At 62.1% G+C, this 12,799-nt stretch carries 9 protein-coding genes; all 9 read left to right on the forward strand.

All coding sequences use genetic code 11. The annotated features are described in order from the left end of the window. Positions 1-159 precede the first annotated feature (159 nt). Positions 160-2,901: a TonB-dependent receptor plug domain-containing protein gene (locus BXE_RS07175; RefSeq protein WP_011487699.1), complete on the forward strand. Its 2,742-nt coding sequence runs from the start codon at positions 160-162 to the stop codon at positions 2,899-2,901. A gap of 282 nt (positions 2,902-3,183) precedes the next feature. Next, positions 3,184-5,061 (forward strand): extracellular solute-binding protein, encoded by a 1,878-nt coding sequence (locus BXE_RS07180; protein ID WP_011487700.1) that lies wholly within the window; start codon positions 3,184-3,186, stop codon positions 5,059-5,061. A gap of 8 nt (positions 5,062-5,069) precedes the next feature. Continuing rightward, positions 5,070-6,122: a microcin C ABC transporter permease YejB gene (locus BXE_RS07185; protein WP_011487701.1), complete on the forward strand. Its 1,053-nt coding sequence runs from the start codon at positions 5,070-5,072 to the stop codon at positions 6,120-6,122. Next, positions 6,076-7,191, forward strand: a complete 1,116-nt coding sequence (locus BXE_RS07190; protein WP_007182466.1) for an ABC transporter permease — start codon at positions 6,076-6,078, stop codon at positions 7,189-7,191. Before BXE_RS07185 ends, BXE_RS07190 begins: the two co-directional genes overlap by 47 nt. Further along, positions 7,188-8,867, forward strand: coding sequence for an ABC transporter ATP-binding protein (locus tag BXE_RS07195; RefSeq protein WP_011487702.1), 1,680 nt, complete (start codon positions 7,188-7,190; stop codon positions 8,865-8,867). Before BXE_RS07190 ends, BXE_RS07195 begins: the two co-directional genes overlap by 4 nt. Continuing rightward, entirely contained in the window at positions 8,860-10,296 is a 1,437-nt protein-coding gene (locus BXE_RS07200) for a TldD/PmbA family protein (RefSeq protein ID WP_011487703.1), read from the forward strand. Before BXE_RS07195 ends, BXE_RS07200 begins: the two co-directional genes overlap by 8 nt. Then, positions 10,296-11,657 (forward strand): TldD/PmbA family protein, encoded by a 1,362-nt coding sequence (locus BXE_RS07205; RefSeq protein ID WP_011487704.1) that lies wholly within the window; start codon positions 10,296-10,298, stop codon positions 11,655-11,657. Before BXE_RS07200 ends, BXE_RS07205 begins: the two co-directional genes overlap by 1 nt. A 7-nt stretch (positions 11,658-11,664) precedes the next feature. After that, positions 11,665-12,246, forward strand: coding sequence for a GNAT family N-acetyltransferase (locus BXE_RS07210; protein WP_011487705.1), 582 nt, complete (start codon positions 11,665-11,667; stop codon positions 12,244-12,246). A 4-nt stretch (positions 12,247-12,250) separates the two neighbouring features. Continuing rightward, positions 12,251-12,799, forward strand: coding sequence for a GNAT family N-acetyltransferase (locus BXE_RS07215; RefSeq protein ID WP_011487706.1), 549 nt, complete (start codon positions 12,251-12,253; stop codon positions 12,797-12,799).

Consider the following 12,799-nt stretch of genomic DNA (forward strand, 5'->3'; position numbering starts at 1 on the left):
TGCGCGCTTCGATTGCAATAAATTAGTAGTCCGACACTGAGTTATTTGATGTTGCTTTAACGGAGCGCGGCGCAAGATCGCCGTATATCGAGTGGAGAGGTTCACAAGACCTCTCATCACATACTGCTGTGGCCTTACTGACGAGCGAGAAGGGGAAAAATGAAACAAAGGGCATTGGCGCTGGCCATTAGAAGAATAGTCTGGGCTGAACTGGCATTGTCGGCCGCAATCGCCGTTCCGGCGTTTGCGCAAAGCCAGCCGGCCACTACCGGCACCGCGGCGGGCGCGACGACGGAAAGCGCACCGGCAACGGGCGCTGCTGCCACACCGTCCACGGATAACAACACCGCGACGGCTGCCGGCAAAGGGGTTCAGCAACTCAAGAAATTTGAAGTGACCGGTTCGCTGATCCGCACGTCGGACAAGGTCGGCAACACGGAAGTGCAGACCATCACGCCCAAGGAAATCCAGCAAAGCGGTTATACGACCGTGGCCGACTTCCTGCGCGGCACATCCGCCAACTCGGGGAGCAGCTGGGGCCAAACGACGATGAACAGCTCCGCGCAAGGCGGCGGCGGCATTGCCTTGCGCGGTCTGAGCGAGAAATACACGCTGGTGCTGGTGGACGGGCAACGGGTGGCGAATTACGGCAAGGCGGTGAACTTCACCGACACGTTCTTCGACGTGAATTCGATCCCGCTCAACATGATCGACCACATCGACATCGTGAAGACCGGTGCGGTGTCGGTGTATGGTTCGGATGCAATTGCAGGCGTTGTCAACATCATCACGAAGAAGGACTTCCAGGGCTTGCAGATCGACGGCCAGCTCGGCAAGGCGCAGCATCCGGGCGACGCACAGGGCAACTTCAGCGTGCTCGGCGGTATCGGCGACCTGAATGGCGACCGCTTCAACGTGACGGCCGCCGCGAGCTATTACCGCGACACCGGCTCGTCGCTCGGCGATCGCGACATGACCGCGAATCAGGACTTCAGCCAGTTCCCGGGCGGCCTTGCTGGCCCGCTCGGTCCGAACCAGCAGTCGTACTGGACCACGGCCGACGGCACCAACATGGCGCTCAGCCCCTGTCCTCCGGGCAGCGTGTCGGCGAACGGCGCATCCACGTGTAAATCGAATCCGGCCAGCACCACCTCGCTGGTACCGGCGATCACGCGCCTGAACGCGAAAGTGCGAGGCACCTTCAAAGTCAACGACGATGTGCAGGCTTACGCCGACCTCTGGGTGAGCCGCAACGAAACCGTGCAGAACGAAGGCCCGGCTGTGCTGAGCAGCCAGACCAACGCGTTCAACCCGGCTACCGGTTCGGCGTTGCCGCTCTCGCGCACGGTCTCGGGCACCAACCCGTACAACCCGTTCGGCGTGCCCACGCTGATCAACTACACGTTCCCGAATACCGTGTCGGCGGATACGGTGTCGACGTTCTGGCGTGCGATGACCGGTGTGAAGGGCTCGTTCACCACCGCCAAATTCGGCGATTGGGATTGGTCCGCGGATTACGGCCATTCGCAGAGCACGGTCGACACGACTTACGGCAACGCGCTGAATGTGGCAGGCGTCGAGAACATTCTGCAGAACGGCGTGTTCAACTTCTCGAACCCGTCGGCCACGCCGAATGGTTTGAACGGCGTCTTCCAGAACGACTATGAGCAGGCGATCTCGAAGCTGGACAGCGTGACGGCGAAAACTTCGACGGGCAACCTGTTCAATCTGCCGGGCGGCCCAGTCGGCGTCGGCTTCGGTACGGAATTCCGTCACGAGAGCAACCTGATCAACTCGCGCACGGATAGCGCGCTGGGGATTACGGCGCCGGCCAACGTGCAGACGGTCGACGGCGAGCGCAACGTAGCCGCCGTGTACTACCAGGTCGATATTCCGATCATCCACAACCTGACGTTCACGCAAGCGGGCCGTTACGACCACTACAGCGATTTCGGCGGCGCCTTCTCGCCGAGCTTCGCGTTGCGCTTCCAGCCGGTCAAGATGCTCACGACGTATGCGTCGTACAGCCGTGGCTTCCGCGCGCCGACGCTGGTCGAAAACTCGCAGGCAACGTATCTGGCGCACCAGAACCTGGTGGACCCGAACGATCCGAGCGGCACGCCGACCAAGCACTTCACGACGGAACAGGTCAACGGCAATCCGGCACTGCAGCCTGAGCATACGAAGAACTACAACATCGGCTTCGAGCTCTCGCCGGATTCGTCGACGGATATCGGCGCGGCGTTCTACAAGATTCACATCGACGGCGTGATCGGCACGAACGATCCGAATGCGGTGATGGATGCGAACAACCCGTCGAACGTGATCCGCAATCCGGACGGCACGGTGGCTTACATCAAGGAACAGTTCGTCAACCTCGGTTCGCTCGATACCGACGGCTTCGACATGAACTTCCGCAAGTCGGTCGGCACGAAGTACGGTACGTTCACGCTGGCAGGCGACTGGGCCTACGTGTGGCACTTCAAGCTGAACAGCCCGGGTGCGCCCACGCAGGATTTCGCCGGCAACAACCTCGCGCTGCTGCAGCCGTTCGGTGCATCCAATCCGCGCTGGAAGGGTAATACCAGCCTCTCGTGGGATTACCGCAAGCTGACCACCACGCTGACATGGCAGTACACTGGTCCGTACACGAACGCGGTGGCGTCCGAGTTCGGCGACGGCGGCACGCTGTCGGTGGCGTCGTACAGCCAGTTCAACCTGATGGCCACGTATCGCGGCTTCAAGAACTGGACGATCTACGGCGGCATCAACAACATCTTCGATCGCAAGCCGCCGTTCGACGTGGAGTGGCAGGCCACCCCGGATATCACGGGCTACGACCAGTCGCTTTACACCAACATCGGCCGCTTCTTCCAGGTCGGTGCGTCGTACCGCTTCTGAAGTCTTTGAGGTTTGTGGTTCACCGGCGGTCTGTCCAGTCGGTCGGCCGCTCCGGTTTCCGTTCAACGGTACCGGAGCGGCGCAGTTTTGTCAGGGACGTACCTGGGAATTCCCCGTGCACAATGCCCGTTCGGAACTACTGCGAGCGGCGGCAGCCAGTCAGCGGCAGCGCAGCGCTAGCGGGGAAAGCTACGGGAGCGACGGCGTCATGCCGTCACTCGCGCCGATTCGACTTACCGCGCTCCGGCTTGAGGCCGGCGCGCGTCCTTACGCATTCCGAAGATGAGACTTGTGAAGTTTCGCTGGCCACGCGCCGCGCGAATCGCGCTGTGCACCGGTGCGTGTCTGGCATTGAGCACGGTCTGCGCGCAGGCCCGGCCCTCGATTGCGCAATACGACGAGCCTAAATATCCCGCCGATTTCACGCATTTCGATTACGCGAATCCCGACGCACCGGCCAATGGCACGCTCAGTTTCGAGAACTACAACGAACTGCAGACTTACGATTCGCTGAATCCGTTTCTGGTGCGCGGCGCGCCCGCACCGGACATTCTGAATCTGATGTTCGACACGCTGATGCAGCGGAGTTGGGACGAACTCGCGTCCGAGTACCCATTGATTGCGAACGACGTCGAGGTTGCGCCCGACCTGAGCTCGGCGACGTTCCATATCAATCCTGCCGCACGCTTTTCTAACGGCGATCCGATCACCGCTGCCGACGTCAAATACTCGTTCGACACATTGACGGGTCCGAAAGCGTCGCCGCTCTTCAATGCGCAGTTTTCGGTCATCAAGAATGCGATCGTGATCGACAGAAGCACAATCCGTTTCGACTTCAAACACGCGGAGCGAGACGCCCCGTTGATTGCCGGCGATTTACCAATCTTCTCGCCGAAGTGGGGCATGCAGCCCGACGGTAAACGTCCGCCATTCGACCAGATCGCGGTCGCCCCGCCGATCAGCAGCGGCGCGTATCTGATCGAAGCCCGCAAGAACGACAAGGAGATCGTGTATCGCCGCAATCCGGACTATTGGGCTGCCAATTTGCCCTCGCGGCGCGGCATGTTCCGTTTCGAGCGCATCACCTTCAAGCTGTATCGCGACCACTACACGCAACTCGAAGCATTCAAGGCGGGTGATGCCGACGCCGTCGTCGAATACAGCGCAACGCAGTGGGCACGCAAATACGTCGGCAAGAACTTTGACAATGGACTGTTGAAGAAGGGCGAATTCGCCGATGGTCCCGCGCAGATGCAAGGCATGCTCATGAACCTGCGCAAGCCGATGTTCCAGGATCCGCGCGTGCGGCACGCGCTGACGATGGCCTTCGACTACGACTGGATGAACCGCATGATGTTCTACGGTCAATACCGTCGCACGAGCAGCTATTTCGAAGCGAGTCCGTTCGGCGCGACCGGCATGCCCGGCCCGAAGGAACTGGCTTTGCTTGAACCGTTGAGGGCGAGCGTACCGCCGGAAGTGTTCGGTCCCATGCTGAAGCAGCCCGACACCATCGCGCCAAACTCCTTGCGCGGCAATCTGCGAGTCGCGCGCGATCTGCTGGCGCAGGCCGGCTGGCACTATCGCGACGGCGCACTGCGCGACGCCAGCGGCACGCCCATGACGATCGAAATCATGGACGACCAGCCCGGCATGGACCGCCTGATCCTGCCTTATATGCAGGCGCTCGGCATGCTCGGCATTCAGGCGCATATGCGCGAGATCGACAGCGCGTTGTACCAGAAGCGGCTGGATAACTTCGAGTACGACATGACCACCTTCATCTATCCGCCGGTGACGATTCCGGGTGCCGAACTGACGCGCCGTTTCGGCAGCGCTGCCGCGTCGGAAATCGGTTCGGAAAACTATCCGGGCATCCGCTCCAAAGCGGTCGACTCACTCATTCATTCGGCCCTTTCCGCCGACAACCTCGACGATCTGGAAGCAGCCACGCGCGCACTGGATCGCGTGCTGATCTATTCGTTCTACCTCGTGCCGGAGTACTACGCGCCTGGCGCGCGAATCGGCTACAAGGCGACGCTGGGTCATCCGGACAAGGTGCCCATGTCGTATCAATACGAAGACTGGGTGATCGATTACTGGTACAACAAGGCGCCTGCCGCCCAGGGCGCATCTTCCACCACGGCTACGGCCCACTGAGGCACCGCATGCTCGCCTACATTCTCAGACGATTACTGTTGATGGTGCCGACCCTGCTCGGCGTAGTCACACTGACCTTTGTCGTCACGCAGTTCGTGCCGGGTGGGCCGGTCGAACAGGTGATGACGCAACTCCGCCACGGCGCCGGCCGTGGCGGAGAGGCGGGGGCGGGTGGCGGCGGCTATCACGGCAGCCAGGGCGTCGATCCGCAGCAGATCGAGCAGATCAAGAAGCAGTTCGGCTTCGACAAGCCACCGCTCGAACGCTATCTGCTGATGCTCAGGCGCTACGCGACGTTCGATCTCGGCCAGTCCTACTATCAGCACGACAGCGTGTGGGACGTCATCAAATCGAAGCTGCCCGTATCGATCACGCTCGGCTTATGGACGGTACTGCTCACCTATCTGATATCGGTGCCGTTGGGGATCGCGAAAGCGGTGCGCAACGGCTCGCGTTTCGATACCGTCACGAGCGTGCTGGTACTCGCCGGCTACGCAATTCCCGGTTTCGTGCTCGGCGTCTTGCTGCTGATGTTATTCGGCGGCGGCACGTTCTGGCAGGTGTTTCCCATGCGCGGTCTCACATCGGATAACTTCAACGATCTCAGCGCATTCGGCAAGATACTCGACTATCTCTGGCATATCGTGCTGCCGGTCACGGCTTCGGTGGTCGGCAACTTCGCGATCGTCACGATTCTGACCAAGAACACGTTTCTGGAAGAGATCGGCCGTCAGTATGTGTTGACGGCACGAGCCAAGGGTGCCCCGGAGCGCGACGTGCTGTGGAAACACGTGCTGCGCAACGCCGCGATTCCATTGCTCACGGGCTTGCCCGCGGCCTTCGTCGGGGCGTTTCTGAACGGCAATCTGCTGATCGAAACGCTGTTCTCGCTCGACGGCATGGGCCAACTGTCGTACGACTCGGTGATTCGCCGTGATTATCCGGTCGTGCTCGGATCGCTCTTTCTCTTCACGCTGATTGCCCTCGTAACCAAACTCATTGCTGACGTCTGCTATGTCCTCGTCGACCCCCGCATCCAATTCAACCGCCTGGACCGCTGACGCGGCCGGCGCGGCGCACGCGGCGTCGCCGTCTCCGTGGCGGCGTACGTGGCTGCGCTTCAGGCAGCAGCGTCTGGGCTACTGGAGCCTCGTGATCTTCGTGTCGCTGTTCGCGATCAGCCTGCTTGGCGAGGTGCTGTCCAACGACCGTCCGTTGATCGTCCGTTACGACGGGCACTATTACTTTCCCATCGTGAAGGACTATCCGGAGACGCTGTTCGGCGGCGACTTTCCGGCGCGTGCGAACTACCTCGATCCGTATATCCGTTCGCGGCTCGAATCGAACGGCAACTTCGCGATCTATCCGCCGAATCATTTCCACTACGACACGATCGACTATTTCGCCGCGCATCCTTATCCTGCGCCGCCCACCACGAGTAACTGGCTCGGCACGGATCAGTTCGGGCGCGACGTGCTGGCGCGACTGCTCTACGGCTTTCGTTTGTCGGTGTTGATGGCGCTCGCGCTCACGGTGTCTGGAGTCGTGGTCGGCGTGTTGACCGGTGCGATACAGGGCTTTTATGGCGGACGTACCGATCTGATCGGCCAGCGGTTGATCGAAATCTGGAGTTCGATGCCGGACCTGTATCTGCTGATCATCTTTGCGTCGATCTTCGAGCCCACGCTGTGGCTGCTATTCATCCTGCTGTCGATGTTCGGCTGGCTCGTTCTGTCGGACTACGTGCGCGCCGAATTCCTGCGCAATCGTTCGCTCGATTACGTGAAGGCGGCGCGCACGATGGGGCTGAGCAACTGGCAGATCATGTGGCGCCACGTTCTGCCGAACAGCCTGACACCGGTGATCACCTTTCTGCCGTTCCGCATGAGCGCCGCGATCCTGTCGCTGACCAGTCTCGACTTTCTCGGCCTCGGTGTGCCGCCGCCCACCCCGAGCCTCGGCGAGTTGTTGCAGGAAGGCAAGAACAATCTCGACGCGTGGTGGATCTCGATGTCGGCGTTTGCCGCACTGGTGATCACGCTGCTGTTGCTGACTTTCATGGGCGACGCTTTGCGCAACGCGCTGGACACACGCTCGCGCGGTTCGGCTTTCGGCGGAGGTCCGCGATGACGACCATTCAGGCACCTACCCAGGCACCTACCGGCCGGCCGCTACTGGAAATCGACCGTTTCTCCGTGCGTTTCGGCGACAAAGTGGCCGTGCATGAACTCAGCCTTTCCATTGCTCGCGGCGAGCGCGTTGCGCTGGTCGGCGAATCGGGTTCGGGCAAGAGCGTCACCGCGTTGTCGATTTTGCGGCTCGTGGAGCACGCCGAATTGAGCGGCCGCATGCTGCTCGACGGTGAAGACCTGCTGCAGAAAACCGAGCAGCAGATGCGTGGCCTGCGCGGCGCGGACGTGGCGATGGTGTTTCAGGAACCCATGACCGCGCTCAATCCGCTCTTCACGATCGGCAAGCAGATTGCCGAGAGTTTGCGTCTGCATGAAGGTTTGCGGCCAAACGCGGCGCGCGAGCGCGGCATCGAGTTGCTCAGGCGCACCGGTATTCCCGAACCGGAGCGGCGTATCGACAGCTTTCCGCACCAACTGTCCGGCGGCCAGCGGCAGCGCGCGATGATCGCAATGGCGCTCGCTTGCCGTCCGCGTTTGCTGCTTGCCGACGAACCCACCACGGCGCTCGACGTCACCGTTCGCCAGCAGATCGTCGATCTGTTGATCTCATTGCAGGAGCAGGAAGCGGCCGAACGCGGCATGGCCGTGCTGCTGATCACGCACGATCTGAATCTGGTAAAGCGCTTTGCGCAGCGCGTCGCGGTGATGGAAAAGGGCGTACTGGTCGAAACCAATACGACCGGGGCGCTGTTCGCGAACCCGCAGCATCCATACACGCGGCGCCTGCTGGACAGCGAACCGCAACGCGCGGTGGCGCCCATCGAGCAGGGCGCGCGCCGGCTGCTGGAAGTGCAGGGATTGGCCGTCGACTACCGCACCTCGGCGAAAGGCTGGCGTTCGCTGTTCGGCCGCTCGACATTCCGCGCGGTGCATGACGTCGATCTGAGCGTGCGGCGCGGCGAAACGCTCGGCATTGTGGGCGAATCCGGTTCGGGCAAATCGACGCTGGCGGCAACCGTGCTTGGTCTGCAACAGCCGGCCGCCGGCCATATCCATATCGACGGCTTGCCGCTTTCCACGCTCAAAACAGCGAGTTCGCGCCGGGCGCTGTATTCGCGCATGCAAGTCGTGTTTCAGGATCCGTTCGGCTCGCTGTCGCCACGCATGACGGTCGAGCAGATCGTCGGCGAAGGCCTTGCCGTGCATCGGCCGGAAGTGGATGCGAAAGCGCGGCGCGCGCGCGTCGGCAGCCTGCTCGAAGAGGTCGGCATGCCCGCCGACGCGATGCTGCGCTATCCGCATGAGTTCTCCGGCGGGCAGCGTCAACGCATTGCGATTGCGCGCGCGTTGGCGGTCCAGCCGGAATTGCTCGTACTCGATGAGCCGACCAGTGCGCTCGACGTTTCGATCCAGAAACAGGTCCTGAATCTGCTGACAAATCTGCAGAAAAAGTACAAGCTAAGCTATTTGTTCATTACGCACGATCTGGCGGTGATGCGAGCTATGGCGCATCGCGTGATCGTGATGAAGTCGGGACGCATAGTGGAAGCCGGCGACACACTCGACGTGTTGCATGCGCCGTCGCATCCTTACACCCAGTCGCTGCTGGCGTCGTCGCTCAATGTGCCGGAGCCGGGCGCCGCCGCGACTCAGACGGGAAAAGCCAATGATTGACGAACGTTGGGCGCAGGCCGCCCGCACGCTGAAAAGCCGCGCGGCATTCTGGTCGCTGCGCATAGTCGACGAACAGATCGACGATCATGAGATCCGCAACGATATCGCGCAACCGCTGCGCACGGTGCGGGATCGCGGAGCGATGCTGATCGCCTGGGTGGGCGCCGGCGCGGGTTATGCCGCAACCGCGAATCTGTCGGCCGCGGGCTTGCAGGCGGCGCTCGATATGGCCACTGCACGCGCAGAAGCGAGCGCGGCCTTGTCGTTGATCGACCATCGTGAAGTCGCGCGCCCGGCGGCGAGCGGTGAATACGTGTCGCCGAACGCGCAACATGCGTTGCCGGGCCGCGCCGAATGGCTCGACCGTTTGAGCGCTGAATGCGCCGCGGCCAATCTCGACGAAAGAATCGTGGAGCGTGTGGCGGCGGTGCAGATCACGCATACGGATCAGCTCTACATGACGGGCGACGGCGTGCGGATCGACCAGCAATTCCGCTTCGTGATGCCGCAATTGAGCGTGGCCGCGCACGCGAACGGCGACACGCAGGTGCGCACGCTCGGCGGCAACTACGGCACGCTCGGGCAGGGCGGCATGGAAGTGCTGGCGCGCTTTAACTTCGAAGGTTCGGGCGCGCGCGTCGCCAACGAGGCGCTGCAATTGCTGGCCGCGCCGAATTGCCCCTCGGGCAGGCGCGACCTGTTGCTGATGCCCGACCAGATGATGCTGCAGATTCACGAGTCGATCGGCCATCCGCTCGAACTGGACCGCATTCTCGGCGACGAGCGCAATTTCGCGGGCTGGAGCTTCGTCAAGCAGGACATGTTCGGTTCATACCGATACGGTTCCGAATTGCTGAACGTCACCTTCGACCCGGAGCTGCGCGAGGAAGCGGCAGCCTACGCGTTCGACGACGACGGCACCGAAGCGCACAAGCAGTACCTGATTCGCAACGGCGTGCTGGAGCGTCCGCTCGGCGGCGCGCTGTCGCAACAGCGCGCCCGCATGCCGGGCGTGGCGAATTCGCGCGCGTCGAACTGGAACCGGCCGCCTATCGACCGCATGGCGAATCTGAATATCGAGCCCGGCGAGAGCTCGCTGGAAGAGATGATCGGCAACATCGAACACGGCATTCTGATGCGTACCAATACGTCATGGTCGATCGACGATCACCGCAACAAATTCCAGTTCGGCTGCGAGTTCGGTCAATTGATCGAAAACGGCAAGCTCACGCAGATCGTCAAACAGCCGAATTATCGCGGCATTTCGGCGAATTTCTGGCGCAGCCTGAGCGCGGTGGGCAATGCGGCCACGCGTGAAGTGTATGGCACGTCCATGTGCGGCAAGGGTGAACCGGCGCAGATCATTCGCGTGGGCCATGCGTCGCCGGCCTGCGTATTCAGCAATATCGATGTATTCGGAGGCGCATGATGAGCCAGTTCATCTCTTCGCGCACCGCCACGTCGGTGGATTGGCAGCGGCATTTCACGGCGCTCGCCGACGCAATCGGGCGCCTGCAACAAGGTGGTGAAACCACGCTCAGTTCGTTCGCCGGCGAGCAGTCCGATTTCATTCGTTTCAATTCGGGCAAGGTGCGGCAGACCGGCAGCGTGTCGCAAGGCAAGCTGACCTTGCGTCTGATCGACGGCGCACGCCAGGCGTATTCCACGCTGACCGTGTGCGGCGATCTGCAACAGGATCTCGATGAAGTGAGCGCCGCGCTCGTCACCTTGCGGGAGGGGCTGCGCGACGCGGCGGACGATCCGCATCTGCTGTTCGACACGTCGAAATGGGAGCGAACCACGCAGCGTTCAGGCAAGCTGCCGGACCCTGACGGCTTGGCGAGTGTCGTCGCGCAATGTGCGCAAGGGCTGGATTTCGTGGGGTTTTACGCGGGCGGCACGATCGTGCGCGGTTTCGCGTCCACGAGCGGCAGCCGTGGCTGGTATGAAGTGGACAACTTCAATTTCAGCTGGTCGCTGTACGACCCGAGCGGCCGCGCGATCAAAACGACCTACGCCGGCGACGACTGGAGCGACGCCGTGTTTGCGCGCAAAGTCGAACAGGCCGCGAACCGGCTTGCCGTGCTCGCGCGCGCGCCGCGCACGTTGGCGCCGGGACGCTACCGTTCCTATCTGGCACCCGCGGCGTTGTCCGAACTGCTCGGCGTCACCGCGTGGAACGGTTTTTCCGCTCGCGCGCAGGCGAGTTCACGCAGCGAGTTGTACAAGCTGCATGTGGGAGAAGTCGTAGTCGACCCGCGCGTGACGATCAGCGAAGATCTGAGTCTCGGCATCACGCCAGGCTTCAACGACGACGGCTATCTGCGCGACAGCGTCCCGTTGATCCAGGCTGGCCGCAGTGCGGAACGGCTGACCAACGCACGCAGTGCACGCGAATACGGCTTGACGCCCAATGGTGCGCTCACCGGCGAGTCACCGGCCGCGCTTTCCATGCAGGCGGGCGATCTGCCGGAAGAAGACGTGCTGGCGAAACTCGGCACCGGGCTCTACATCGGCAATCTCTGGTACGTGAACTTCTCGGACCGCATGAATTGCCGCCTCACCGGCATGACGCGCTTCGCGACTTTCTGGGTCGAGAACGGAGAAATCGTCGCCCCGCTCGAGGCCATGCGTTTCGACGACAGCCTGTACCGTTTGCTCGGCAGTGAACTCGAACAACTCGGCGCACAGGCCGAACTGCTTTTGAGCGACTCGACGTGGGGCGAGCGTGCCACGGGCGGCATGCAATTGCCCGGCATTCTGGTGAGGTCATTCGAATTGACGTTATGAGTTGCCTATGGATCGACAGGAAAAAACAGAATCAAAACCCGGCGGCTTGCCCGAGGGACTGACGCTGCGCGCATTGCGCGTGGCGGACACGGAACAGTTTCACGCCATGCTGCAAATGCCCCTGGCGATGAACGGCAATCCGCAGGTGCCGTTTCGTACCAGCGCCAGCACACGGGAGTACCTCGAAAAATTCGAGGCGCCCGGAGTCGCGATCGCGGCGACGGTCGGCGAGACGCTGGTCGGACAGGCGAGCCTCAGTCCTTTCAAGGGACGCCGCGCGCATGCCGCGTCGCTTGGAATCGGTGTTCACGACGAATGGCAGCGGCGCGGCATCGGTCATGCGTTGATGGCCGAGTTGCTGGATCTCGCCGACAACTGGCTCGGCCTGCGCCGCGTCGAGTTGCATGTCTACACGGACAACCACGCGGCACTCGCGCTCTATCGCAAGTTCGGCTTCGAGGCTGAAGCGCGTCAACGCGGTGCGGTATTACGCCGCGGCGTGCTGATCGACTGCTATTTCATGGCGCGTCTGCGCGAGCCGGCGCCCTGGATGTCGCCACCTTCAGCCACCCGTGTCGCAGTGGAATAAGACCATGAACGAAACAAGGTTGCCGGACGCGCCCGTACATTACAAATGTATTATGGTGCGCGCGCTCGAATCGTCGGACATGGAGGCGTTCGCCGAGATCATGAGCTTGCCCGGCGTGCGGCGCGGCACACTGTCGGTCGGCTATCGCAGTCCTGAACAACTCGCGGCATGGTATGAGCGGCGCCTCAAGACCGGCGTCAATGTGTGCGCCGTGATCGGCGAGCGGGTGGTCGGCCACGCCAGCCTGGAGATTCACGCGCAGAGCCGCTCGCACAGCGCGCATTTGGGTCTCGCGGTGCACGATGCGTATCATGGCCGCGGCGTCGGCTCTGCGCTTCTGCAAAGCCTGATCGATTGCGCGGATGCGGCGCTCGGTTTGCGCCGCATCGACCTCACGGTGTTTTCGGACAACGCGCCGGCCATCGCGCTGTATCGCAAGTCCGGTTTTGTCGAAGAAGGTGCTTCACGCGGTTTTGCCTTGCGCGACGGCGTGCTGGCCGACGTGCTGCATATGGCACGCCTCGTCGACGCTCCGCGCTTCCAGACAAACTGA

The sequence above is a fragment of the Paraburkholderia xenovorans LB400 genome, from assembly GCF_000013645.1.
In the GTDB taxonomy this organism is placed as follows: Bacteria; Pseudomonadota; Gammaproteobacteria; order Burkholderiales; family Burkholderiaceae; genus Paraburkholderia; species Paraburkholderia xenovorans.

Coding starts and splice junctions, on each gene's coding strand:
- BXE_RS07205 (WP_011487704.1), top strand. CDS start 10,296: ATGAGCCAGTTCATCTCTTCGCGCACCGCCACGTCGGTGGATTGGCAG.
- BXE_RS07200 (WP_011487703.1), top strand. CDS start 8,860: ATGATTGACGAACGTTGGGCGCAGGCCGCCCGCACGCTGAAAAGCCGC.
- BXE_RS07180 (WP_011487700.1), top strand. CDS start 3,184: ATGAGACTTGTGAAGTTTCGCTGGCCACGCGCCGCGCGAATCGCGCTG.
- BXE_RS07175 (WP_011487699.1), top strand. CDS start 160: ATGAAACAAAGGGCATTGGCGCTGGCCATTAGAAGAATAGTCTGGGCT.
- BXE_RS07195 (WP_011487702.1), top strand. CDS start 7,188: ATGACGACCATTCAGGCACCTACCCAGGCACCTACCGGCCGGCCGCTA.
- BXE_RS07185 (WP_011487701.1), top strand. CDS start 5,070: ATGCTCGCCTACATTCTCAGACGATTACTGTTGATGGTGCCGACCCTG.
- BXE_RS07215 (WP_011487706.1), top strand. CDS start 12,251: ATGAACGAAACAAGGTTGCCGGACGCGCCCGTACATTACAAATGTATT.
- BXE_RS07210 (WP_011487705.1), top strand. CDS start 11,665: ATGGATCGACAGGAAAAAACAGAATCAAAACCCGGCGGCTTGCCCGAG.
- BXE_RS07190 (WP_007182466.1), top strand. CDS start 6,076: ATGTCCTCGTCGACCCCCGCATCCAATTCAACCGCCTGGACCGCTGAC.